Genomic DNA, 24,791 nt, shown 5'->3' on the forward strand with positions numbered 1-24,791 from the left:
GGCTCCATGACACAGCCCCGCCACACCTTGCTGCTACTGTTGTGCCCCTCCCTGACATGGGCCGGGCTGGAACCGCTCAACGACGCCAGTCTATCAGCCATCAACGGACAAGATGGCCTCTCAGCCACGCTGAGTCATGCCGGCATCAGCGCCGATCAGCTTAACTGGGTCACCGACGACAATGGACTTAATGATTTTTCCTGCACAGGCGGCGCCGCAAATCAGCATGCCTGCACCCTGATTCAGGACATCCAGATCACCGGCGCCAATGGCAGCAGTGGTGGCATCACCCAGCTCGACCTTGATGTGGGAACCGATACCGGCGGCAATCCGCTGATGGCCCTGGCTGGCAGCTGGTCGCCACAGCGACTGGTGCTGGGTGGACTGACATACAACACTCCCGCCATGGACGCGGCGGCCAGCTCGCTGGGCACCTTTGCGGTTCAGTCCCATGGCAACTTCAACCTGGTCAACCGGGGCGGCCCCTTCAACAGCGCTGGCAATTTTGCTCAGCTGACATTTCACGCCGAGGGTGACCTGTTCTACCGCCAGGGCAATGCCAGCGCCGCCGAACTGAGCCTGGCCGACTTTCTGGTAGACACCCGCTTCACTAACGGTGCGGCCGGTGGCCACGCCCCGGCAACAGGGCGGCTGGGCATCGATGACGCCGGCCTGTTCCTTAGCGCACCCTATGCAAGGACGGACATCGCCTTTGACCTGGCCTTCAAAAACACACCCACGGATTTCGACATAACCGGCCGCCAGCGCCTGTTGCACTTCGGCTGGCATGGCGGTCTGGCCAATCCACTGCTGCGCATCGGCAGTGGCGGCTTCGGGTACAACACCTACATGGATGGACCCAACACTTTCCAGGATTACGATGGCAACCAGACGGGCAACCGTTCCCAGGGCATAAACCTGCTCAGCCAATGGGATTTCGACAACGATTTCCGTCTGGACATCGGCGAAGCCGGTGGTAACGGCACCGTCACCTCCCTGTCCAACTGGCGTCGTCTGGGGAATGCGCCCGGACCGATGTTTTCCTTTCCGGTGATTTTCGATGTCATTCAGGGAGGCAGCGGCCCCACCGGACTCTGTGCCGGCGGCTTCACCTCGGGTATACCGGACCAGAACTCCTGCATTGCCTCCGGCGGGGAATGGCTGGCCAGCGATGGACCGGGAGCCAATGAGGCCTCTTTTGCCACCCTGATACGCGATGCACAGTTGCTGGCCTATGGCTCTCATATACGGGTCAACGACCCGGCGGCAGAAGGCAACGTCACTCCTGTCAACTGGGGGCTGGCGTTTACCTACGGAAAACTGGATGCGGATATTTTCCTCTATCCCGAAGGTCGTGGCGACGGCGTCCCTGTTAGCACTACCAGCACCGGCATCCGCGCCGACATTACCCTCATTGCCCAGTCCCCAGATGCCTGGCGACGAGCCAATAGCAGCAGTGCCACCATTCGCAGCAGCGCCGGCAATGGTTGGCAGAGCAATACGCATTTTATGGTGGTTGATACCAATTCCGGCATCCCCGGCAGTAGCGGCCATAATGGCGTCGGCATCGTCAACGGCGACATTCTGTACCAGGCCCGTGACCTGTTTCTGCGCGTCACCGACGGTGACAGCGGTTACCCGGACCTGCCTGGCGGGCTCTGGCTGCAAACCGACAACAAGGCGCAATACCGTTTCCGCGGCATCTTCGGCGGCGGCGACATGGCGGACTTGAGTTATGACGCGCTGACCAAGATTTCACTGGTGGATATCAATCTCAGCACCGACCGGTTTCTCTTCGTTCTCAACCCGTTAACGGTCAACACCTTCACTGGTGCCGCCCCCATCGGCTTTAACGGTCTGCTCAACTTCGACGGCGATGCGTATATGCGTTTCGGCGAAATTTCCAGCCCGCAGTCCACCTTCTACGTGAATCAGGTATCCGGCACGGTAGCCTGGAAAGATGGCGAAGTGGCACTAATGTCAGGCCAGAACACCGCTGACAGCCTGCCACAATTATCCATCCGCAATGATCTGCTGCTGGGCCAGTCCGCTCACTTTGGCGACAACGGAGGACAGCCCCTGGTTGGCACTGTCGGCTTCGGCACCGAAGACTTTGGCCGGATCGCCATCCCCGAAGGGCACTGGAACAGCGAAATCATCATGAAGATACCCAACTAGCGAAACCTTCACCTCCGCGACAATAACAATGAAGAGAAGTGAGCCACAGCCATGAAGCATCACCAACCGATATCCTTTCCGTTTTTTATCCTTCTCATTTTCTGCTCCCTGTTGCAGGGCTGTTCCATGTTTTCCCTGTCGCCGGATCTCAACCCTCCGCCACAGGAATACTTGGCGGCACCCGGTGCGCAGCCGGTGATTCTGGAAAGTGAAGACAACTTGGCTCTGTTCAGCCAGTGGTGGCTGCCAGACACACCACAAACACCCAAAGCGGTATTGCTGTTTCTCCACGGCACTATTGCCCATTCCGGATTTTATTCCCCCATGGCTAACCATTTTTCCCAACAGGGTTATGCCGTTCTGGGGGTGGATTTTCGTGGTTGGGGGCAATCACAGGGCTATGGTCGCAACGGCGTCATCGACAGCTACGATGACTACCTGCTGGACCTGAATGCGGCCTATCAACAAGTGAAAACCCGTTACCCGGATCTGCCGGTCTATCTGCAAGGTGAATCCATGGGCGGCACCATCGCCTTGCTATCGCAGATTGAAGGCACCATTGCCGTGGACGGGCTGATTCTCAATGCCCCCGCGGTTCGACCGGGCCTTAGCTTCGGGCCATTGAACTCACCGAACTGGCTGTCTGATGCCGGCCTGTGGATGTTGTCGCAACCCGGCAAGGTTTTCCCCAACATGCCGGCTTTTTACCATGGAGGCCTTATGGAGCGGCTCGGCGTCGGACTGATGCTAAAGGAGAAAGATAACCGGCAACGCTTTCTTGACGACCCGCACAATACTCACAAAGCGCTGCCCTTTGGGTACTTTACCGGTCTTCACAAAGCCACCGCCCGTGTCGAAGACGGTCTTGAGAAAGTCACCACGCCGGTTCTGATTCAGCAGGGCACCCGGGACGTGTTGGTGCCGCCACAATCCAGCGAATTTACCCTGGGACAACTGGGCAGCAAGGACAAGACCCTGAATGTCTACGACAAACTTACCCATGCCACACTCCATGATCGACGCCGTGAAACCGTCTGGGGAGACATTCTCCTTTGGGTGGAAGAACGCTTGCCGGAGATTACCGAAGAGCCCGTCAGCAACGACCAGCCTGAAGCACGGAAAGCGCCAGCCAGCACTCCGCTGCATGCCATGAACCCCGGAAAAACAATAGCGGGGGAAAACAGCGGCCAGCCGCAGCCCGAACAGCTTCAGCCTTAAAAGACACGAGGGGAAATGAGGGGTGGAGTAATTACTTCGCGCCGCTCAGCTGCAGCATGTAGATCACGGTGTTACGGATTTCGTCGTCGCTGCAGTCGAAACAGCCTCCACGGGGGGGCATGGAGTTGATGCCGTCGATGGCTTCCTGGACCAGGGTGTCGAAACCTTCTTCTTCGATTTCGTGGGACCAGTAGAGGCGGTGTTCCTTGCCCACACGGGGCGCCCCCAGGGCGCCGGAACCGTGGCAGGTTACGCAATATTGGCGATACAACTGCGCCCCGTCGCGGGCCTGCGAAGCATCCGCAGCGGCCGGGGCGCTATCGTCGGAACAGGCTGCCAGCCACAGGACCGACAGCATAATGAACAGCAGTCGCAGCAAGATTACTGACTCTGCCCAACCATGTACTCGACGGCAGCCTTGATCTCATCGTCAGAGCAATCCATGCACATGCCCTTGGGCGGCATGGCGTTGAAGCCTTCGATGGCGTGCTTGACCAGAGTGGCATTGCCCTTGGCGATACGCGGGGCCCAGGCAGCGGCATCACCGGTTTTGGGTGCACCCGCGGCACCAGTGGCATGACAGGCTGCACAGGCAGACTGGTGCACTTGTTCACCACTGCGCGGACCACTGGCCACTTCTTCAGCAGCAGCGGCAGCGCTGCCGCAATCTTCACCTTCGACACACACAGAACCTACCGGCTGAATACGCTCGGCGATGGCCCGCTCGCTGAATACAGAGCGCTCACCCAACGGGTAAGGGGAGATTTCCTTGGTGCTCTTTGCAGCCACGCTACCGGCGGCAAACAGGGTAGCGACCAGTACCAGGCTGGCAGTCAGCATCTTTTTCACGATTCCACCTCTATTCTCTGTGTTTCGCCCGAAGGCGCTGCGCCGGCGATTATACCCGCTCAGGGCGTGGGGACAAAATGCTTGATGTTGTTCCTGACACCGAACATCGGACAGCGAAGGGAAAACCGACACTGCATGCCGTTACCGGATCTGGCGTCTGACGCTGTTAGTGTATTTCCACACGGGGTAATGACAGGGTGAAGCGACTGCCTTCGTTGACCACACTTTCGACCTGAATGTCGCCGCCGTGACGCTCGGTGACCACCTTGACGAAGCGCAGCCCCATGCCCGCGCCCCGGGTGCGGGCGCCACCGCTGGTGCTGGCACGGCTGAAGCGCTGGAACAGCCGCTCCTGGAATTCCGGCGGAATGCCCACACCCCGGTCGCGCACTTCACAAACCACGCTTTCCTCCCGGGCATACAGGCGCACATCCACGGAACTGCCCGCATGGCTGTATTTGATGGCATTGGTGAGCAGATTCACCATCAGCCGCTCGAGCAATTCGTTATTGCCCAGCACCCAGACTTCCTGATCGGGATCATAATCAAAGCGCAGGATGATATCGGCCTGCTGGGCCTGGATCTGCACCATATCGATGGCACTCTCCACCACATCGAGCATGTCCTGCTCGTTCATTTCCACCGATTCCACCGCTTCCACCCGGGCCAGCTGCAGGAACTGCTCGGCAATATTCAGGTTGCGCTGGGCATAGTGCTGCACGTTATCGAGAAACCCCTCCAGGGACTGGCCATTACCCTGCTGGCGCATTTTCTCGGTGAGCGCCAGCACCGACACCATGGGAGAACGCAGGTCATGGGAAAGGAAATCCAGCATTTCCGATCGGGCCCGCAGGGCCTGTTTCACGTCGCTGATGTCCTTGAAGGAGATGATCATCATCCGCCCCGGGTTGTCACCGGCATGCACCAGCAGGATATCCAGGTAGAGGTCCGCACCCTGCCGATTGCGGCATTCCAGCTGGGTACGCCCCTCAGCCAGGGACTGGCGCAACAGATCGTCCCAGCCATGCTCACGAAGATCCAGCTCTCGCCCCAGGTCCGTGACCATGGGCTGCCCCGCATCCAGCGCCCCCATTTCCAGGCCAAGCAGGAAAGAGGCCTGCGGGTTGGCATAAACGATCACGCCACAGGCATCGGCGATGATCACCCCTTCCCGGATCTGCGCCAGGGTCACCTGGAAGAACCGGGTCAAGGCTTCCTGGCGATCCTCTTCCCGACGCAGCCGGTCGATATGTTTTTCCAGCACTTCATAGCGAGGCCCCACAGTGGGTGCATGGGTGCGCACCCGTACCAGCATGGCCCGCACCCAGTAATCATAGGTATCCGCATGCAGGGCCTGGTGCCACACCAGATCCAGCTCATAGCGACGCCCGTCATGCTTGAAACGATACTGACGCGCCAGGGCGCCTTTCCAGGTGGCCGCCGGGAGGCTGTCGCCACCTCGCCAGGTTTTTTCACCACCCAGTAACCGCCAGGCGCGCACCGGCAGCACCTGATCAAACATGCGCCCCATCTGCTCCAGGGTGGACGGCCGGGTCAGGCGCTGATTCAGATCACTGTATTCGGACAGCCGCTCCAAGGCATGGCGCATATAGGACAGGGAATATTCCAAGCGCCGCCAGGTCCACAGCGGGTAGGCCATCAACGCCGCCGCCATGGCCCCGGAAGGCGGGAACCACAGGCGCAGCACGATCAGCACCACCATGCTTGCCAGCAGGCAAAGCAAAATCACCCCGCCCACCAGGGGAATACTCCAGCGCGGCAACACATAGGGCAGCAGCAAGGGCGCCAGCAGCGCCAACATGGACCCCAGCACCAGCACACTGGTCATGGGCAGCTCGCGGATCAACCGGTCGGCGCGCAGGGCATCCAGCAGGTTGGCATTGACTTCCACCCCGGCCATCAACTCGCCCTGACTGGCCATGGGCGTGGGCAGCATGTCACCCAGACCGGCCGCGGTGGCACCAATCAGCACAATCTTGTCGCGGATCAACTGTTCCGGAATCAGGTTATTCAGCAACTCCACCGCGGACACCTGCGGGTAGCTGTTGGGGCCGCTGACAAAGGGCACGTAACGATGGTAGCGGCGCACATTGGCCAGCCCGGAGAACTCCTCGCCCTTGTTGGCCGGGAAGGTATTCTCCGACAACATGCCCTCCTGAATCAGCAAGGTCTGGGTGATATGGGGCCACCAGGCCTGGCCAATCCCCGAGCGCATGTACACGGAGCGGGCCACCCCGTCGCTGTCCAGCTCCAGGTCCACGTGGCCAAGCCCCGCGGCAGCACGGGCAAACGGCGCGTAGGGCAGCACTTCGATAAGCTGGCCACCAGCACGCAACTGTTCCACGTGCACCGGCAGGTAGACATGACCATTGGCCGCCATGGCCTGAACCAGAGCGAGATCGGAAGCCGGGTTGTTGCGGTCCGGCTCGGACAAAATCAGGTCCACCAGTATCGCCCGCGCGCCCATCTCGGTGAGACGGTTGATCAACTGGGCATGGACCTTGCGATCCCAGGGCCAACGACCGATTTCCCGAAGGCTGTATTCGTCGATGCCGACGATGACCAGATCCGGGGACGGCTCGTCCGGGAGGGTTTTGAGAAGGTTGTCGTAGATGTAGCGGTCAACGAAGGACAAGGCCCCGCTGATACTCAGCAGGGCGCACAGGCCAACCACCAGAAACAGCACCGAAATGTGTTCCGCCAGATAGCGGCGCTGGTAGGCATTCAGACGCGAGCGCATCCGTTACAGCGCCAGCAACAACGCGGCCCCGCCCAGAAAGACCCACAGGTCCCATTTTGACTCTTTTTCTGGCACGGGCTCCGGTGCCGGCTCGATGGAGAAATGGGTCCAGCTTTCATGGCCCCGCAGGCCATTTTCGTCCACGGCGCGCACCAGCAGACGATAATCCCCCACCGGCAGATCCTGCTGCCACTGCCCGGTCTGCAAGGACGCCTGGCCGAGCAACATCGCATCGCTCTGCCGGTACCATTCCAGCCAGTAGCTGGCCGCGTCCGCCTGGGTGGGCCACGCCGCCGTCACATCCTCATGGGTCACTGACAGCTCCACCGCCGGGGCCGGCAACAGGGGAACCGGTTCGATGGGCGCCTCATCAAGACGCGCCAGGGTGGCAAAGCCGGCTTGCACATCACGGCGGGTGCCGCGGGCACTGACATCCACCCGACCATCCACCACTTCGTTGCGGGTGGTTTCGCCAGCGTCCACGCTGACGTAGTACTCGGTACCTCGCACCGCCGCCACCGCACCGGGAGTAAAGACCCGGAAGGTGCGATCATCGTTGCCGGCCGGAGTTACCGTGTTACGAATATTGCCGCGCTGCAGACGCAGCTCGGTCTGCTCGCCCTGTTGATCAAGAAACCGGCGATAGCGGTTAACCACCAGCAGACTGCCGGGCTTGATCACCACTTCTGACTGGTCGGCAAACTGCAACCGGGCACTGGCGCCAGTAGCGGTTTCCAGCGCATCACCAAAGGCCACCGTCTCGCCACTCTGCACCTGACGAGCCTCACCACCAGCAGCAGGGTACAGCATCACCTCACCCGTCACGGCCAGTATTCGCGCCGGAATCGGCTTTTCCTTCAACCAGGAAATCGGCACCCGCAGGCTTTGCCCGGGGCTGATGCTGTGCGGGTTATCCAGGGAATTATGGCTGGCCAGGTCCCGCCAGCAGGCTGCCGGTTCCTGGGCAAACTGCTGGCAGACCTTCCACAGGGTATCCCCGGGGCGCAGGGTGTAATGCCAATCATCGGATGCCGCTGCGGCAGTCGTCAGCCCCAGCAGCAGGGCTGCACACAACCAGACCCTCATAGTGATGTCCTTATTCTTCAATCGGCTCCAGCCGGTAACCATGCTGGTAGACCGTCTTGATGCGGTAGCCCTGTTCCGGGCGTATCTGCAGGCTGCGCCTGATGCGGCTGATATGCACATCCACCGTGCGGGATTCGATAGGGGTCATGATACCCCAGACTTTTTCCAGCAAGTGGGCGCGACTCATCAGCTTGCCCACATTCTGGAACAAGTAGCTGGCGAGCTCATAATCCTTGTCAGTCAGCTTCACCGGCTCGTCCGCCAGCAGGATCTGCCGCCGCGACCGGTCCACTGTCCAGGGCCCCACTGTCAGGGCAGTTTCATCATCCATATCCGATACCCCCGCCCGGCGCCCGAGAGCGGCTATCCGGGCCAGCAATTCCGCTTGCTTGGTAGGCTTGACCATGTAGTCGTCCGCGCCCTGGGTGAGAGCTCCCACAATGGAAGATTCATCATCCCGCTGAGTGGCAAATAGCACCGGGGTGCGGTTGCCACTGGCCCGAACTTCCTCCAGCACGGCATAGCCGTTCATATCCGGCACTTCCCAATCGAGCACCAGGATGTCGAAAGTGTCGCGCCGTAACAGGGACATGAACTCGCGCCCGCTGGCCAGGTGAATACAGTTATGGCCCGCTTCCTTAAGCCAGTGAGTGACAAGCTCAGCCTGAGCCATGTCATCTTCCAGATAAGCAATGCGCACAGTTTTCTCCATCAGTTGGCGGCCAACATCTGCCCGCAGAGGGTACCGATTTATCGGGGGTATCACGGGAAAAGATTGTAAAATGGACGGCACCGGCGTGCGAGCCCGAATCTGCCATCAGGCCGCTGAAGCGGTCAGTTTGAGGCCGATAATGCCGACCACCACCAGCCCCATGAAGGCCAGCCGTGACAGGGTGGCCGGGTCTTTGAAGAACAGGATACCCAGCACGGTAATGCCCACCGCCCCGAGTCCGGTCCAGACCGCATAGGCAGTGCCAACCGGAATCCCTTTCATGGCATAGGAGAGCATCAGCATGTTCAGCGCGGTGAGCACCAGCGACGTGCCGATGGACGCCACCCCTGGCTGCATCTGGATCCACTTGAGGCTCATGGCCCAGGCAATTTCCACAATTACTGCCAGTAATAGCACAATCCAGTACAGGTTCATCCTGTTTCCTCCGATACGCTTGTCTGGTCACAGACACGGGCTCGTAAGGAAAGGCAGCACTGCCGGAAACCCGAAAGAGGCAGACTGCCGCGTAGTGACGGCCGTGATGGCACGGCGCGCGCAGATTATAAGCATCTGCGCGCGCAATGCACCCCATCCATGGACGCCAACGCCACAACCGGCTATCATTCGCGCCCGTTGAACCCCCAAGTTCTTCATCCGCAGACAGCAGGAACTGATTCACCGCATTCGGCTGTCTGCAACAAGTTTTGCGCCCGTAGCTCAGCTGGATAGAGCGTTGCCCTCCGGAGGCAAAGGTCAGAGGTTCGAATCCTCTCGGGCGTGCCATATAAAAGAAAGGGGCCTCCCAGCCGGGAGGCCCCTTTTTTGTGCCCCATCGCGGCTATCACCCAGACGAATCTCCCCTGTACTCACTGGGCGAGCACCCCTGCCAACGCCGAAAGGCGCGGACAAAGCTGCCGGCATCGGTATAGGCCAGATGGGCGGCAACCTCTTCGATTTTCATGATGGTGTTGCTGAGCAGCTGCAAGGCCAGCTGGCGGCGCTCCTCTTCAACCAGATCGCGGTAGCTGGTGCCTTCCTGTTCCAGTTTGCGACGCAGACTGCGCGAAGAGAGGGCCAGCTCGCTGGCCATGTCGTTCAGGGTGGCACCCAGGCCCAGCTCTCCGAGCAGTTTCTGGCGAACCTTGCCGGCAACGCCACTGCTTTCCACGGTGTCCATACGCTGCCGACATTGCTGCTCGAGCATGCGGGTCAGCACCGGATCGTAGCAGGGGAACGGCTGGTTGGCCCCGACCCGGTTGACCAGGATTCGGTTTTCATGGGCCTGAAAGGTGGGCGCCACACCGCACAGCTCCGCCACCACAGACGCCGCCACATGCGGCTCTCCGGTGAATTTGATGCCCGTAAACTCCACCCCCTGAAGCGTGATTTCCCTGACCAGATTGAGGGCCGTGGCCATGTCCCGCTCGAGCAGAAACTGGCGCAGGTGTGACGGTATCGGGTCCGGGTCGAATATCATGCTGAAGCTATCGCCTTCCTCACAAACCGAAATCCGGCAGTAGGCGGTACTCAGTGGCAGATAGCGTATGCCGAGGGTGACAGCATCGCGCAGGGTCTTGCAGGTACGCAGGGCAAACCCCCATACCCCGAACGTCGCCAGGTTGTATTGCAGACCCAGCTCGAAGCCTCCCACACCCACAGATGGCAGGGCCAGCATGAGGTTTTCGATAAGACGCATTTCCTGGGTGCGGGTCACCAGCCCCTCGCCACTGGACAATGCAGCCTCGGCAATGCCGGTGCCAAGCAGGCAGGTTTGCCGGTCAATGCCATGACGCTGGGCAAAGTTGAGCATGACCTGACTGATGGCCACTGGATGGAACTTGTCGTCTGAATGCTGCATTACCGATCCCGCAGATACCGCCCGGTCACACTCTGGCCACTAATGCAGGGCGATTGGCCACGGTGGCTATTCTGGTTGTTGTGGCAGCTCCGTAGTGTTGAGCCTGATGATACCCACAAGAGGCAAGACCATGGATCCAGCCACATTGAACAAGCAGGCCATTGCCTGCGCCAAGCACTATATGGGCAAAACCGCCTGGCCGACAATGTTACTGACCGCGGCCGTAGTCACCGCCTTCGTTGCCACTCTTGCACTGTTCGCCAGTGGCTCCCTGCCCGCCTGGGGCGCCTGCCTGTTGGTAGGGGCACTGACCTATATGTCCTACACACCGCTGCACGAGGCGGCCCACGGCAACATCCACGGGCACAACGACAGCCATAAATGGATCAATGACCTGTGCGGGTATCTGGTGGCGCCGATCATCGCCATCCCCTATGCCTCTCACCGCATTGAGCACTTCACCCACCATCGCTATACCAACCAGCCAGACAAGGACCCGGATTTCATTATCAGCGGAATGCAGAAAGGGCCGCTGGGCTTCCTGGTTGCCGGACTACGTTTCCAGTTGGTGCAGAATACGTTTTTTGTGCAGCACAGCTGGGCCAGTGCATCCCTGAGAGAAAAGCTGATTTATAGCACCGAGCTCCTGGTATCACTGGGCTGGCGCATTGCCTTTCTGGCCATGGTAGACCAGCCCGGCGCGGTGGCGGTGATTCTGCTCGGCTACTATCTCGGCGCCCTCTTCACGGCCTACTGGTTTGCCTATCGCCCGCACCACCCCTACAAGGTCAGCGAACGTTACCGCAATACCAACAGCCTGATCATGCCCCGCTGGATGAAACCACTGGAGTGGTTCTGGTTAGGCCAGAACCTGCATTCCATCCATCACCTGTTCCCACGAGTGCCGTTTTACCGGTACCACGCCTTGCACCGGGACATCGAGCCGATTCTGCAGGCACAGGGCACACCGATGATCGGGATGTTTTCGCGCAAACCGGTAACCGGTCGCCCCTGACAACAGCCCCCTCTCCAATGTCCAAATCCGGCGCGGCACCCCCATTACCGCCGCGCCCATGCCTCCTCGCTGCCCCGAGCAACGCATCCGCAAATACGTTACTGGCGCCGAACAGGGTTTCCTCCCTTCCAGGCTAATCGCCCATCTCTCTGCCATTTCGCAACAGCTGCGAGCCCACCCGCAAAGCCCAAAAGCGGTAAACACTTAATTTATATTCGAACCACCTTCACAACAATAAACATCATGCTTCCATGAAAATGGCGATTTATTGCTATTTTTCGGCGACGTTGATGATAAACATCCTGTAATAATTTGTGTCTGAATGTTAACTTGCGCGCGCAAAAAACAACTCGGGAAAGTTATCATGAAGTATTCGAACAACGTCCTGTTGGCAGCAGCCATTGCCGCGGCTTCCGGCCAGGCCTTGGCCAATGGCCTGGCCCTCAACGAACAAAGCGCCAGCAGCGCTGGCTCCGCCTACGCCGGTCGCGCTTCCAGCGCCGCCAACGCCAGCACCCTGTATGGCAACCCGGCCGGCATGAGCCGCCTCAAGCGCGCCGAGATCAGTGGCGGCCTGGCCTTTATCGACGCCCGCACCGACATCCATAACCCCCAGGGAAAGCGGGGCCAGGGCGGCAGCAACGACGGTGACATGGTGCCCTTCACCACCATTCCGTTCGGCTATTACGTCACTCCGCTCAACAACAAATGGCATGCCGGCATCGGCGTATACGCCCCCTTTGGCGTCATCAGTGATTACGAGGATGGCTGGCAGGGCCGCTACAACGGCCTGAAAAGCGAAGTGCAGGTTGTGACCATCCAGCCGACCCTGAGCTACGCCTTCACCGACAAGGTATCCGTCGGCTTTGGCCCCACCCTCAACCGCATCGACGGCGCCCTCAGCAGCAATGTGCCGAACGCGGCCGTGCCCGGCCCGGTTCCCGGTAGCGGCGACGCCGAGGTAGATATCGAAGGCGACGATCTGGCCGTGGGCTACACCCTGGGCCTGCTGATAGCGGTCAACGATCGGCTGGACTGGGGTCTGACCTACCACTCCAAGACCGATTACACCCTGGAAGGCCACACCAAAGTCAGTGGCGCCAACGGCATGCTGGGCCCGATCCCGCCCAACCCGATGATCCCCACCGGGCTGCCCGGCCTCAATGGCAGTTACGATGCGGAGCTGGACATCACCATGCCGGAGTCCGTGGATACCTCGGTCAGCTTCCGCGCCACCGACAAGCTGACACTGAACCTGGGCACCACCTGGACCCGCTGGAGCCGCCTGCGCGGCATTGAAGTGAACAACAGCGGCGTGCATCCGGCCTACGCCGGCAGCTTCGCCACCATTTCAGAAGAACTGAAGTGGGAAGACACCTGGGCGGTTGCCTTTGGTGGTGCTTACCAGCTGAACCCGCAATGGGTGGTGCGTGCCGGCTACGCCCGGGACAACTCGCCCACCAACGACGCCCACCGCACCGTGCGGATTCCGGTCAGCGACCGGGACATCTTCACCCTGGGCGCCGGCTGGAGCCCCACCGCCGACCTGACCATCGATGCGGCCTACGCCTATCTGCAAGAGAAGAAGGGCAAGGTGGACCAGTCCAGCTACAGCGCAGAGTTTGAAAACAGCGCCCATGGGCTGAGCCTGCAGGCCACCTACCGCTTCTGAAGTGAGAAAAAGGGCCGGATATCCGGCCCTTTTTGGGTTAAGGAGCTTCTGAATAACTCCGATCCACTAATCCGTTACCGCCGCCTCGTTTTCCAACTCGGTGTCAGTCAGATGCTTGGGATGATCAGCGGACACCTTGCCCACCCACAGGGGATGAGGCTCCGCCTGACGGATCCGCTTGCGGAACTGCCGACGCACCACCCACAGGCAGGCCGCCACCGCCAGCAACAACAGATTCACCAGCCGGTTATCCGCTTCCAGCCAGGCATGACCACCCTCCAACCCGGTGTGCAGCAAGGGAATGGCGAGATAGCAGAACGGCGCGATGCGCAGCATCTGGCTACTGAACCGCAATGGCGATGCGCGCAGGCTCCAGGCCACCAACACCACCAGGATCAAGGCAAACAGACCCCGTTCTGCCACTGCCACCAGCCCCGCCAGCGGGGTATGCGGCAACAGTTTGCTGGCCAGGAAGCTGAAGGCAATGCCGATCACCACGCCAGCACAAACCCCCAACGTCAGGCGCAGCAAGAAGGCCGAAGAACGGCTGGGGCCAGTGCGGTCCGAGCGACGCTCGCACCAGAGAATATTGCCGGACACAAACAGCAAAGAGCCCAGCAGCCCCAGGGCAAAGTACAGCAGTTTCACCAACAAGCCGCCATAGTCGCCGAAGTGCAGGGAATAGACCGGCGACAGGCTGGCAAAGTTGACACTGCGCTGCCCCGGCGCGATCACCCGCAACGGCCCCAGGGTCGGGTCCAGCACCACATGGGCATGGTGCCCCAGATAACCGGGCACGGAGCCGGCCACATCAATCCAGCCGGCGGCGTCGCCGTAGCCGCGAATTTCCAGCCAGTCCACGGTCAGCTCCGGTAGCTCATGGCGGGCAGCGGACAGCACATCGTCCATCAACGGCATGGTCACAGTGTCGCCCTGGCTGTCCACCGCCGGCCACACATCGGTTTCCTCGCTGATCACTCCGCGCAGCTGGGGGCCGAACACCAGCACCCCCAACAGCACCGCCACCACCGTGAACATGCCCATGGCTGCACCGGTAACAGACATGATCAGGTGGAACGGGAAGCTGATAATGCCGATCACGTTGTGCAGGTTTTTCCAGTATCGGCGCATGTTGCCCTCATGTTTGAGAGCAAAGAATTCCTTGCGGATTTTCGGCCAGTGAATCAGCAACCCGCTGAACAGCGCCACCCCGTACATCACCGAGATCAGCCCCATGAACGTCATGCCGATATTGATCGGCCAGCCCGGGTTGGGAATGCCCAGGGCGAAGTGCAGCTCGTTGATAAAATCCGCCAGCGCCGAGCGGGGGACCTCTTCGCGCACCCCCTCGGTATTGAAATCCTTAGCGTGGGCGGTGACCCAGTCGTCCTCGGCGGACTCGAACCACATCACCCCCGGGTCTTCTGCATCAGGAAGCAGATAAAGACGCTTGCGGGCATCCGGGTACTGGTCAGTGACCTGCTCCAGCAGCCGGTCCATCCCCATGGGGGCAGCCGCCGGCTCACCGTGATACGCCTCCTGCCAGTGGTGCAGCTCGTGATGAAACACATTGATGGCGCCAGCAAAAAACGCCACAAACAGGGCCAGACCGCTGACCATGCCCAGCCAGGCATGCAGGTCGATCATCCGGCGCAAGCGCTCTCCTTTCATGCGCCGACTCCGTATAACGGGGTGGCCTGCAGGGCCAGCCAGGCGGCCAGATTGGCCACCAGCAGGGCAACCAGAGGCTGCCAGGTCTTTGCCGGCAGAGCGACCAGTAGCGCCAATAGCATCCACAGCACCATGGCAGTGATCAGCTGCAGCACCAGCCAGCCCTGCCAGGGCATCGGCAGGGCCGCTGCCAACAGGCCGATCAGCATGAGTGACAAGGGCAGGCTGAGCAGGATACCCAGAAAATATCTCATCCGCGCGGCCCCCGCTGGAAGCTGTCGCGGTAGTGTCCGGCCACCAACGGCAACAATAGCGCCGGCAGGGTAACCACCCAGAGCCCCACAAAGAGCCCCACGCCCACGCCCAGACTCACCACCCAGAGAGCGGCCGCCGCAGCCAGCAACAACAGGGCCAGCAGCCGGGCCAGGCCCGGCAGCGGCTGATCCAGCCAACGCTGCTGGCGATCACTGAGATAAAAGAGGACAACGCTGACCAGGGAGGCCAGAACGGCAAACCACATGGGAGAAGAATCCTGAAAACCTGATAATGGTTCTCATTTAATAACAGTGCGGCAGGCTCCGTCAATCCGCGCGGACACCACTCTCCTCACGGAGCGGCAACAAGTGTTGGGTAGCTTCGCTGAGCTTGGCAGTGGACAACTGGTTCCAGTCCACCGCTTCCCGGTCCGGCATCCATACATCCCGAAACGCGGCTGCATCAGCCAGGGCCATTTCCGGGGTCAGCATGGCCACGCCATGATGGTCTCCGGCAATACCCCCGGCCTGCCGCACCGCCGCCCACCAGGCCGGAGGCCGCCAGCGCAGGGCCACACCAGGCAAACTGCAATTCAGTTCTTTTTCCGACACGCAGCATTCCAGCGAGGTGTCACGCTGGGCACTGAGCCCCTGTCTCCATAGAACCGAACCCGCCACCATCACCAGCGAAGGGAAAGCCCGCAAAAGCGCGCGACAGCGATCCGCTTCGTCCAGCTCTTCACCAAGAATCACCTTGAAGAATACTGGCCGAGGCGGCGCCACCTGCTTGATGACACCGGCTTCCAGCCAGCGCAGCGCCACATCCAGCGCCTGACCTTCTTCACCGGGCAGCAATTGCTTCAGATCGGACAAGGCAAACACACGCGGCAGGCTTTCCAGGGCCGGGGCAAGTCGATTGGCAGCCAACATTAACGGTCCGCTAGGTTAGCCAGAGGCAACTGCAAACCCAGCCACTGGCGCACCGTCATTACCCGGTGCAGAACATGACAGATAGCGGTCAGGCGGCGTGGCTCAGGCAACCCACTGGCACGCAGGACCGCCACTTCCTCCAGTTGCCGCTGCAACATATTGATCTCCCGGCCACGGCTATCGGTGGGGCGCTGATATTGGGCCAGTCGCAAGGTCAGCAATTGGCCTTGCAGATCATCCTCCAGCGCTGCATAGGCCCGCTCAATCAGGCTGTGACTGCTCAGATGACGCAGCATTCCGGAAGAATGGCGACGACTCCCGCCCCGCCGAACGGGGCTGACAAACACCGCCAACAAACCGACCACCCGCTCAAGCAGCGGCAACCAGGACGCCCCTCTACGGGTTGCCTGCAGGTACCACCACCAGGCACGCAAACGGCCGATATCCTTGCGCAACATTCGCACCCTGGCGTAATGCCGACCCTCACCGCTGGAGGCATAACTGGCCCGATACACTGCCAGATACTCACCCAGCGCCTGAAGGCGATGCTCTACGGCAGTAAGCGCCAACTCCTGTTGACGCCATCGCTCCGCTTCCGACTGGCTTGCCATACCCGAGACTCCTGCAACTGCTACTGCTCAAAATGCACTGCAAAACAACACCTTGGCTGACCGCACGCATGAAACGGCCACAACCCGGCAGCTTCACTCTAGCGACCACCTGACGCTATCCACAGTGGAATTTCGTTTTGCCTCGTTGCCGTTTGTATCTCGGTGCTACTGGATGGTTGCCTGAATTTGCACTGTAAGATATCGCCTACATATTCGCACGCTGATATCCTAGTCAGATTGCCGTTTTTCCCGTAGGACCCCCTTTTGCCCACCCGACACCTTACCGTCTTGCTAATCGTTGTTGCCAACCTTGCCCATGGCCACCCCGGAGGCCTGGACAAGCAGGGCGGCCACAGCGACCGGGCCACCGGCGCCTATCATTGCCACCGCGAACCCTGCCTGACCCTGCACCGTCAGCAACGGCAGGCGGAGCAGGAGGCCCGCCAGCAGCAACGGGCCTTTTCCGGTCTGTATGAGCGCAGTGACTGGCCCCACTGGCTGGATGAGGATGGCGACTGCCAGGACACCCGCGCGGAGATACTGATTGCCACCAGCCAGGTGCCGGTGACCTTCACCCAGGATGATCGCTGCACCGTGGCCACCGGCCGCTGGCTCGATCCCTACAGCGACCACATCTTTACCTCCGCCGGCGACCTGGATATCGACCATCTGGTACCCCTTCGCCATGCTCACGGCCATGGCGGCGATAGCTGGGATGAGCGCCATCGGCGCCAGTTTGCCAATGATCCGGCTAATCTGTTGCCGGTGTCTGCCAGCGCCAACCGCAGCAAGGGTGCCAGCAGCCCGGACCAGTGGCTGCCGGACAATAGGGGCTACTGGTGCCAGTACGGGCAGCACTGGCAACGGATCAAGCAGCGCTACCGACTCCTGATTACGCCACCGGAGCAACAGGCCATCGACGAACTGCTAAGCACCTGCCAAGTGGCAGAAAGGCACCCATAAAAAAAGCCGCCCGAAGGCGGCTTTTTCAACATCTTGGTATAGCCTTTATTGCTCGGCCGCATCCTTCATGCTTTCAGCGGATTCTTCGGCGCTCTCATAGGCGTTGTCCAGATCCTCGCCCATTTCTTCCATGGGACCTTGCGGGTTCATGGAGTCTACGGCTTCATCCATTTTTTCACCGGCTTTTTCCACCGGGCCATCGTTACTGTCGCAACCGGCCAGCAGGGCGGAAGAGGCGAACAGGCCAGCCAGAACTGCTTTACTGAAAGTATGCATAGACTCACTCCTTGAAGTATCAGTCATTCAGACTGTATCGCCATCATGGGCCGCACACCAAGAAGAAACACGCAAAGCCCTGGCATTTTACGAATCATTACGCTGCCTGCTCAATCCGGCGAAGGGTTTTTACGCAACCACTCCCAGCCACTTCCGACAGACTGGTAGCACCCTGCTATGATGCGGACAAGACAAGGAGAACCCATGAAGCAATTTGGCCGTAATGTGGGCGGGCTGGCGCAGCTGGTCACCCGTGTGGGCAACGAAATCACCCAGGTGGTGCAGGATATTCACGGCACCGTGGCCAACCCGTTTGGTCTGCGCGGCAACGACTACACCCCCGCACCCATGATCTACAACCTGATCCGTTACGGTTTTCGCCAGGCGGGCAATGTGGCGGGTATGGCAGATCTGCTGGCAGATCCGAACCGGGAACTGCGCGACAGCCTGGACCTGCAAAGCATCGTCAACGGCGTTTTCGGCCAGCTGCTGGCCGAACAGCACAGCCCCTATGCCCTGCCCATGAAGCTGCTGCCCACCGGCCCGGCTGAAGGCGACACCCTGGTGGTGTTTTTGCACGGCCTGTGCATGAACGATGCCTGCTGGAATAACCCGGCGGCAGATGCCTTCAGCCACTGGGCCCGGGGTGAACTGAAAGCCGATGTGCGCTACCTGCGCTACAACACCGGCCTACATATCTCCGACAACGGCCGCAAGCTGGCCGGGCTGCTGGCCCATACCGCCTTGCCCCAACAAGTCATCCTGATCGGCCACTCCATGGGTGGCCTGGTGGCCCGCAGTGCCCTGCATCAGGGCCGCCAGCGCGGCGATGCCTGGACCGACAAGGTTACCCACCTGGCCTGCCTGGGTTCACCCCATCAGGGGGCCATGCTGGAACGCGCCGGCAATCAGGTTAACCGCCTGCTGGGTGCCACTCCCTACTCGCGCCCGCTGATGCGGCTGGCCAACCTGCGCTCCGATGGCATCCGCGACCTGCGTTTCGGTTATGTACTGGAAGACCAGTGGCGAGACCGGCCCCTGGACGAACCACGCCCCAGCAGCAAGGTGCCGCTGGATACCCAGGTGGAACAGTTATTCATCGCCGGCAGTGTCAGTGAACCGGGCCACCCCCAACCGCGCGGCGACTGGCTGGTAACCGTGGACAGCGGCCTGGCCACGCGCCTCTACCCTGAGGCGGAACGGCTGACCCGGGAGCTGTTCTACCAGATGGGGCATATGACCATGATTGAGGAAAGCCGCACCTATGCGCGTATCCAGCGGTGGCTGGAGTCATAAATGCGCTGCACGCTCTGCGACAACCTGGCTCGACCTTTCTCCCGGGTGGAGCATCGCGACTATTTTCGTTGCGACACCTGCCGCCTGACCTTTGAAGATCCGGCCACACTGCCAGACAGGGAAACGGAAAAGACCCAGTACGACTTGCACGACAACAATCCGGCAGACCCCGGCTACCGGACATTTCTGGCGCAGCTGGCCGACCCCCTGTGTGAACGACTGAGGCCAGGTGACCGCGGCCTGGACTTCGGCTGCGGGCCGGGCCCGGCTCTGTCCCAGATGCTGAATGAGCGAGGCTTTCCCTGCCGCACCTATGACCCGATTTATGCGCCCGACCCGACATCACTGAATCAACAATACGACTTCGTGACCTGCACGGAAGTGGTTGAACACCTGCATCGCCCCTCGCGGGAATGGCTGCAGTTCGCCCAACTGGTTAAACCGGGCGGCTGGCTGGGCATCATGACCCGCTGGCTGATCGACGATGGCGCCTTTGCCCACTGGCATTACCGTCGCGACCCCACCCATGTCTGTTTCTGGCAGCCGGACACCTTTGCCTGGCTGGCCCGTGAACAGGGCTGGCAGCTCACCCTGGTGGGCAATCCAGTGGTATTGATGCAAAAGATGGCTGACACCTGACGTCGATCAGGTGCAAGGGCGCTCTACTCAGGTCGAGCGCGCTAACGGTTTTGTATCCGCCCGGCGTCAAGCACCCAGCATCAAACCGAGCCCTCTACCCCACCACTAACACCGCCATCGGTACTCGTATTTCATGGCACTTCCCCGGACATTCAGGGCCGGCAGTATAGGAAGACGTCCCGGTGACGGGAGTACCGGGGTAACGGAAATGTCTGTACGCATAAGCAGGCGGGCGATGTCGCAGAACCACAGCCCGGCATACCCATTCGGTCAGCCTGCCACCATCACGGCCACTGCCACCGCCAATAACGCCAGCGGAACAATGATCATGGCCTGTCGCGCAACACGCGCAGCCCAGTGCTGGTGAGTGCGATAATAACGTTCCATGAAGCCCCCTTCACAACAAATTCACACTCGAGGCACCGAGTATAGGGAGCACATGTTGACGATTAATCACCCATATGGGTGAAAGTTTAATGGCAATGCCACGCAAGCCAATGCTGTATAGCAACAGCACAACGCGATGTCAGGGAAAGACAGCTACTAGCAAGCGCCCCCCTGGGGTAACGACATGGTCCTTCACGCTTTTTCATTAACGTGTCACAGGCTGTGCAACCAGAACTGCATGGCCTTGCGGCTGGGACTCTCTTCACCCACGTCTGTCCAGTCGAAATGGGCTACCAGTTGGTTCTGGGGAAAATAGCCCCGGCCTCGCCAGAAATCATCCAGAGGTCGGTAACCGTCAGGACGCAAGGGGTGATCCTCCGACCGCTGTACCGCGCAGAACGCCGTATGCAGGAATCCGAAATCAGCGGCATATTGCTCACGCAGATCAAAGAAACGATGACCCACCCCTTCACCCCGATAGGGTTTCAGCAACACCGACTCACCGAAATAAAACACCGAGCCCAGCTCGGCGCCCAGTTGCCGGAACGGGGCCTGGAATTCGCCATCCGCCTCCAGCAGCGGCAACGCCGTGGCCGCCCCCACCAGCCGGTTGAACTCCAGCGCCAGCACAAAGACGCTGCGATCAGACTGGGCATACCGATCCAGATAACGACGCTCGTAATCCCGGTTGCCCTCGTACAAATAGGGAAAGTCCCGAAACACCTGAATGCGCAATTCAGCCAGCTCATCCAGCCAGGGCTCCACGGCAAAACCGGTCACCGGACGAATTTCCAGATGGGACATGGCAGCTCCTGAATGCCTGTAAACAAGACATGTCATGAATACCACGTCAGAGGGGCGGTGGCGATGCAGGGAGAGTGGCAAGAGGCAAGTTTCAAGTTGCAACGCGAGGGAAAGATCCTGGCGTTTTGAGATCCCGAGCCCGCGTCATTACCGTTAATCGCGGGAACGACCTGCCATCAATTGACAGGCCAGCCCGCGTTGAAACTTGTAGCTTGCAACTTGTAGCTCATTTCAACCCGGCCAGGCCAGAATACCTCCGGTTACCGCCAGCACCACAAACACCGCCTGACGAAACCGCTGCTCGTTGACCCGGTGATGCAGCACTTCCCCCAACACCATGGCAGCAATTACCACCGGCACCAGCATGGCAATTCGCGGCGCCGCCGGCAGCAGGCTGCCATCCAGCAGGAATACCAGGGTGAGCAGGCTGTTGAGGGCCAGCCATACCAGAATCAGAGTGGCGCGGAAACGTTGCTTGTCCAGAGAAAGACCGCTGAGGGCATAGACCAGCAGCGGGCCACCGGAGGCAAACAGACCATGGGTGATACCCGCCAGAAACATCCACACCCGGGTCCACAGGCCGCCATGGGCTGAAACGATGGCGCCATGCCACATTCGCCACAGCTCCCGGACGCTGAACCACAGCACCAGCACCCCAAAAGCATTCTTGAGCAACTGGTCTCCCAGCCAGGGACGTAGCCCGTAGCCGGCCAGGGTCCCCACCACCATCAAGGGCAGGATCAGTTTCCACAGGGTGGGCCAGTGAATGGCGTGGCGGTGCCGCCAGCTCAGAGTGCTGCTCATGACAATATTGAGCGGCACCAGCACCGGCAGAATCTCCGTCATCGGCAACACCAGCGCCCCCAGAGACAGGGCGATAACGATACTGCCAAAGCCGGTGGCGGCTTCGGTGGTGAAGGCCAGGAAGATAAACAGCCCCAGCAACAGCCAGGGCAGGGTGATCATTTCTGCCATTTAACGGGGTTCCAGCTCGGAGGCGAACTTGCGCACCATCATGCGCTGGTAGACATCCGGCGCCAGCCGCCACAACAGGCTGGCGAACCAGGTAAAGCGATCCGGGAACAGGCGCTTTTTCTTGCGATAGTAGGCCTCGAACACCCGCTCGGCCATCCACTCCGGCGTCTGCATGGCACCCACCATGGAACGGGGATGCGCGGCGGGCTGGCCATCGTGCCCCAGGGCATTGGTTTCAATGGGCGTGTCCAGGAAGCTGGGATACACCATCAGGATATGCACCCCGTATTGCGCCACCTCGCCGCGCAGCACCTCGAAAAACTGGCTCAGAGCACTTTTCGCGCTGCAGTAACCGGCCCGCCCCAGCACCGGCATCCAGCCAGCCATGGAGCCGATATTGATGATGCCTCCACCACTGCGCTTGAGCAGGGGCAGGCAGGCCACTGCCATTTCCACCGGCGCCTGCCAGTCCACCGCCATGACCTTGCGGAACACGGCGATGTCAGTCTTGTCCGCCAGGGAGCGATGGGTAATGCCGGCGTTGTTGATCAGCACATCCAGGCCACCTTCCCTTTCCTTGAGCAAGGCCACCAGTGCGGTGATCGCCTCGCTGTCAGTCACATCAAGCTGGTGGAAGGTAACCCGGGACGGATCCTGATTGGCCAGCACATCTGCCCGCGCCGCCAGCTGCAAGGCATTCATATCGGTCATGATGACACGATGGCCCAGCGCGAAGGCCCGCTGGGACAGGGCCCAGCCGAGGCCGGAAGCGGCACCGGTAATCAGTACGGTTTTCATTGGTCCTTCCTCTGTGTCTGGTTGGCCATATAGAAGCGAAACACCTGCTCCGAGGTCTTGCGCGGGATATAGCCGAACTCTTCCTTGAGTCGTCGATTGGCCAGCACCGGCCGATAGCGCAGGAAGTTCACCTGTGCCGGGGTGTAGTTGGTGAGGCCCAGGCGATTGCCCATCCACAGGGCAGCGCGAATCAACCCGGCAGGAACCGAGATCACCGGTTTACCCAGCAGACGACCCAGTTCATGAATGCTGAGAGCGCCATCGCCGGCCAGGTTGTAGCAACCAGCCTTGCCCTCCAGCACCCCTTTGTGAATGATCGCCACCACATCCTGATCCCAGATAAATACGAACGGCGAAGGCGAACCGGCTACTGCCACCAGGCGCGGTTTCTCGAACAGCCGGGTGATCAGGTTGCGGGTATTGGCGCCCAGCACGGTGCCCGGACGCAGTATCAGCTGCTTCAGTGCCGGGTGTTTCTGGCGATACTCCGCCAGCAGGGTTTCCACCTGGCGCTTGTGATCCGAGTAGGCAAACTCCGGGTTACCGCGCAGGGCATCGTCTTCGTCCAGCCAGGCAGGATTGTCCGGGTGATAGCCATAAGCGGCGCCGGAACTGGTCACCACCAACTGCTCCACGCCTGCAGCCACACAAGCATCCAGCACGTTGCGGGTACCGTTCACATCGATATCAAAATCCCGCTCCCTGTCGCCGGAATCCTCCAGCACAGCGGCCAGGTGAACCACCTGCTGAATACCTTGCTCACTTATCAACCTGCCCAACGCCGGATCGCGAATATCCATCACGAAGAAAGGGAAATCGGCACTGTCATCAGCGCGAATATCCACCCCCACCACATGGTGCTCCTGGCTTAGCCGCCGGGCGACCTGGCTGCCGATATAACCGGCGGCGCCGGTTATCAGGATGCGTCGTCGCATGCCGCCTCCTCTGGGTTTTGGCGGTCTTCATGGCCCCGTGACCACCACCAGGCCAGCAGCAGGCCGGAAATCAGATGCCAGACACCCCAGAAGGCGGCGATCAGGATCATGCCGCTGGCCTCCGGGAAAAAGGTGAACAGAATCGCCAGCCCCAGACCGGAATTCTGGATGCCCACTTCCATGGTGATGGCCCGGCGGTCCTGCCGGGGCAAGCCGGTGAGGGCGCCGGCAAAGGCGCCCATGCCCAGCGCCAGCAGATTCTGCAGCACCACCAGGATGACGATCCGGTCCGCCGTGGCCAGAAACACATCCATGTTGTTGCCAAAGGCCACGCCCACAAACAGCAACAACACCAGCAGGGTAATCACCCGCATGGGTTTCTCGGCCCTGGCGGCAAAGCGGGGAAACAGCTTGCCGGTCATCATTCCCAGTAGCAGCGGCAGCCCCAGCACCAGCACCACCAGAATCAGAATATTCATACTGTCCAGCTGGATTGCCGTGAGCATCGACCGGGTATGCGGGTTAAGCCAGCCGTACAGAGCAAAGTTGAACGGTGTCATCACCATGGCCACCAGGCTGGAGATGGCAGTCATGCTTACCGATACCGCCACATTGGCCCGGGCCAACCAGGTCATGATGTTGGAAAACGAACCACCCGGGCAGGACGCCACCAGAATCATGCCCAGCGCCATTTCCGGCTCCACTTCAAAAAACCAGGTGGTCAGGCAGGTGGCGGCGGGCAGCAGGACGAACTGGGCAAGCAGACCGACAATGGGCGCATCCGGGCGTTTGAGCACGCGCCGGAAATCCTCACCGGTGAGCGACAGGGACACCCCGAACATCATGAACGCCAGGATGACGTTGAGAATCAGCAGATTCTCGCTACTGAACTGAACCTCCACC

The 24,791-nt window shown here is 60.5% G+C and carries 25 protein-coding genes and 1 tRNA gene; 8 read left to right on the plus strand and 18 right to left on the minus strand.

Going from position 1 to position 24,791, the window contains the following annotated elements:
* Positions 1-6 precede the first annotated feature (6 nt).
* Positions 7-2,178 carry a DUF6160 family protein gene (locus KZ772_RS11175; protein WP_290536650.1) on the plus strand — a complete coding sequence of 724 codons (2,172 nt, stop codon included), beginning with the start codon at positions 7-9 and terminating at the stop codon, positions 2,176-2,178.
* A 126-nt stretch (positions 2,179-2,304) separates the two neighbouring features.
* Positions 2,305-3,396, plus strand: a complete 1,092-nt coding sequence (locus KZ772_RS11180; RefSeq protein WP_290536651.1) for an alpha/beta hydrolase — start codon at positions 2,305-2,307, stop codon at positions 3,394-3,396.
* Positions 3,397-3,427: 31 nt separating this feature from the next.
* Here KZ772_RS11180 and KZ772_RS11185 read toward each other — a convergent pair whose 3' ends face one another.
* From KZ772_RS11185 to KZ772_RS11210, 6 genes are all read right to left on the minus strand, one after another.
* A complete protein-coding gene (locus KZ772_RS11185; RefSeq protein ID WP_290536652.1) occupies positions 3,428-3,775 on the minus strand; it encodes a c-type cytochrome in 348 nt (115 codons plus the stop codon).
* A 2-nt stretch (positions 3,776-3,777) separates the two neighbouring features.
* Positions 3,778-4,236: a cytochrome c5 family protein gene (locus KZ772_RS11190; protein WP_290509983.1), complete on the minus strand. Its 459-nt coding sequence runs from the start codon at positions 4,234-4,236 to the stop codon at positions 3,778-3,780.
* Between the two features lie 175 nt (positions 4,237-4,411).
* Positions 4,412-7,006 carry a CHASE2 domain-containing protein gene (locus tag KZ772_RS11195; RefSeq protein WP_290536653.1) on the minus strand — a complete coding sequence of 865 codons (2,595 nt, stop codon included), beginning with the start codon at positions 7,004-7,006 and terminating at the stop codon, positions 4,412-4,414.
* A 3-nt stretch (positions 7,007-7,009) separates the two neighbouring features.
* Positions 7,010-8,092 carry a FecR domain-containing protein gene (locus KZ772_RS11200; protein WP_290536654.1) on the minus strand — a complete coding sequence of 361 codons (1,083 nt, stop codon included), beginning with the start codon at positions 8,090-8,092 and terminating at the stop codon, positions 7,010-7,012.
* 10 nt (positions 8,093-8,102) lie between these two features.
* The gene (locus tag KZ772_RS11205) at positions 8,103-8,792 is read right to left on the minus strand and encodes a response regulator transcription factor (RefSeq protein ID WP_290536655.1); all 690 of its coding nucleotides are present in this window, start codon (positions 8,790-8,792) and stop codon (positions 8,103-8,105) included.
* A gap of 117 nt (positions 8,793-8,909) precedes the next feature.
* Positions 8,910-9,239 (minus strand): multidrug efflux SMR transporter, encoded by a 330-nt coding sequence (locus KZ772_RS11210; protein WP_290536656.1) that lies wholly within the window; start codon positions 9,237-9,239, stop codon positions 8,910-8,912.
* A gap of 271 nt (positions 9,240-9,510) precedes the next feature.
* On the opposite strand from KZ772_RS11210, the gene KZ772_RS11215 reads away from it, so the two are divergent.
* A tRNA-Arg gene (locus tag KZ772_RS11215) sits at positions 9,511-9,587 on the plus strand.
* A 58-nt stretch (positions 9,588-9,645) separates the two neighbouring features.
* On the opposite strand, the gene KZ772_RS11220 is transcribed toward KZ772_RS11215, so the two are convergent.
* Positions 9,646-10,662, minus strand: coding sequence for an AraC family transcriptional regulator (locus tag KZ772_RS11220; RefSeq protein ID WP_290536657.1), 1,017 nt, complete (start codon positions 10,660-10,662; stop codon positions 9,646-9,648).
* 130 nt (positions 10,663-10,792) lie between these two features.
* Here KZ772_RS11220 and KZ772_RS11225 point away from each other — a divergent pair, with 130 nt between their 5' ends.
* Positions 10,793-11,677, plus strand: a complete 885-nt coding sequence (locus tag KZ772_RS11225) for a fatty acid desaturase (RefSeq protein WP_290536658.1) — start codon at positions 10,793-10,795, stop codon at positions 11,675-11,677.
* A 364-nt stretch (positions 11,678-12,041) separates the two neighbouring features.
* Positions 12,042-13,349 (plus strand): outer membrane protein transport protein, encoded by a 1,308-nt coding sequence (locus KZ772_RS11230; protein ID WP_290536659.1) that lies wholly within the window; start codon positions 12,042-12,044, stop codon positions 13,347-13,349.
* A 66-nt stretch (positions 13,350-13,415) separates the two neighbouring features.
* On the opposite strand, the gene KZ772_RS11235 is transcribed toward KZ772_RS11230, so the two are convergent.
* The 5 genes from KZ772_RS11235 to KZ772_RS11255 all read right to left on the minus strand — a co-directional run bounded on the left by KZ772_RS11235 (position 13,416) and on the right by KZ772_RS11255 (position 16,815).
* Positions 13,416-15,020 carry a PepSY-associated TM helix domain-containing protein gene (locus KZ772_RS11235; RefSeq protein WP_290536660.1) on the minus strand — a complete coding sequence of 535 codons (1,605 nt, stop codon included), beginning with the start codon at positions 15,018-15,020 and terminating at the stop codon, positions 13,416-13,418.
* Positions 15,017-15,274, minus strand: a complete 258-nt coding sequence (locus KZ772_RS11240; protein WP_290536661.1) for a hypothetical protein — start codon at positions 15,272-15,274, stop codon at positions 15,017-15,019. The genes KZ772_RS11235 and KZ772_RS11240 overlap by 4 nt, the downstream gene beginning before the upstream one ends.
* A complete protein-coding gene (locus tag KZ772_RS11245) occupies positions 15,271-15,540 on the minus strand; it encodes a hypothetical protein (protein WP_290536662.1) in 270 nt (89 codons plus the stop codon). The genes KZ772_RS11240 and KZ772_RS11245 overlap by 4 nt, the downstream gene beginning before the upstream one ends.
* A gap of 61 nt (positions 15,541-15,601) precedes the next feature.
* Positions 15,602-16,204, minus strand: a complete 603-nt coding sequence (locus tag KZ772_RS11250) for a hypothetical protein (protein WP_290536663.1) — start codon at positions 16,202-16,204, stop codon at positions 15,602-15,604.
* Positions 16,204-16,815, minus strand: a complete 612-nt coding sequence (locus tag KZ772_RS11255; RefSeq protein ID WP_290536664.1) for a hypothetical protein — start codon at positions 16,813-16,815, stop codon at positions 16,204-16,206. Before KZ772_RS11255 ends, KZ772_RS11250 begins: the two co-directional genes overlap by 1 nt.
* Positions 16,816-17,079: 264 nt before the next feature.
* Between KZ772_RS11255 and KZ772_RS11260 the strand changes: the two genes are divergently transcribed.
* The gene (locus tag KZ772_RS11260) at positions 17,080-17,778 is read left to right on the plus strand and encodes an HNH endonuclease (protein ID WP_290536665.1); all 699 of its coding nucleotides are present in this window, start codon (positions 17,080-17,082) and stop codon (positions 17,776-17,778) included.
* A 45-nt stretch (positions 17,779-17,823) separates the two neighbouring features.
* On the opposite strand, the gene KZ772_RS11265 is transcribed toward KZ772_RS11260, so the two are convergent.
* Positions 17,824-18,054, minus strand: a complete 231-nt coding sequence (locus KZ772_RS11265) for a hypothetical protein (RefSeq protein ID WP_290536666.1) — start codon at positions 18,052-18,054, stop codon at positions 17,824-17,826.
* Between the two features lie 204 nt (positions 18,055-18,258).
* On the opposite strand from KZ772_RS11265, the gene KZ772_RS11270 reads away from it, so the two are divergent.
* Positions 18,259-19,350, plus strand: coding sequence for an alpha/beta fold hydrolase (locus KZ772_RS11270; protein ID WP_290536667.1), 1,092 nt, complete (start codon positions 18,259-18,261; stop codon positions 19,348-19,350).
* A complete protein-coding gene (locus tag KZ772_RS11275) occupies positions 19,351-19,989 on the plus strand; it encodes a class I SAM-dependent methyltransferase (RefSeq protein ID WP_290536668.1) in 639 nt (212 codons plus the stop codon). It abuts the gene before it with no gap.
* A 600-nt stretch (positions 19,990-20,589) separates the two neighbouring features.
* Here the strand turns inward: KZ772_RS11275 and KZ772_RS11280 are convergent.
* The 5 genes from KZ772_RS11280 to KZ772_RS11300 form a co-directional block, all read right to left on the minus strand.
* Positions 20,590-21,180 (minus strand): GNAT family N-acetyltransferase, encoded by a 591-nt coding sequence (locus tag KZ772_RS11280; protein ID WP_290536669.1) that lies wholly within the window; start codon positions 21,178-21,180, stop codon positions 20,590-20,592.
* 231 nt (positions 21,181-21,411) lie between these two features.
* Positions 21,412-22,155, minus strand: a complete 744-nt coding sequence (locus tag KZ772_RS11285) for a sulfite exporter TauE/SafE family protein (RefSeq protein WP_290536670.1) — start codon at positions 22,153-22,155, stop codon at positions 21,412-21,414.
* Positions 22,156-22,953, minus strand: a complete 798-nt coding sequence (locus KZ772_RS11290) for an SDR family NAD(P)-dependent oxidoreductase (RefSeq protein WP_290536671.1) — start codon at positions 22,951-22,953, stop codon at positions 22,156-22,158. It lies immediately after the preceding gene.
* A complete protein-coding gene (locus KZ772_RS11295; protein WP_290536672.1) occupies positions 22,950-23,888 on the minus strand; it encodes an SDR family oxidoreductase in 939 nt (312 codons plus the stop codon). The genes KZ772_RS11290 and KZ772_RS11295 overlap by 4 nt, the downstream gene beginning before the upstream one ends.
* A complete protein-coding gene (locus KZ772_RS11300; protein ID WP_290536673.1) occupies positions 23,870-24,790 on the minus strand; it encodes a bile acid:sodium symporter family protein in 921 nt (306 codons plus the stop codon). Before KZ772_RS11300 ends, KZ772_RS11295 begins: the two co-directional genes overlap by 19 nt.
* Position 24,791 lies beyond the last annotated feature (1 nt).

This window comes from Alcanivorax sp. (assembly GCF_019431375.1).
GTDB classification, from domain to species: Bacteria; Pseudomonadota; Gammaproteobacteria; order Pseudomonadales; family Alcanivoracaceae; genus Alcanivorax; species Alcanivorax jadensis_A.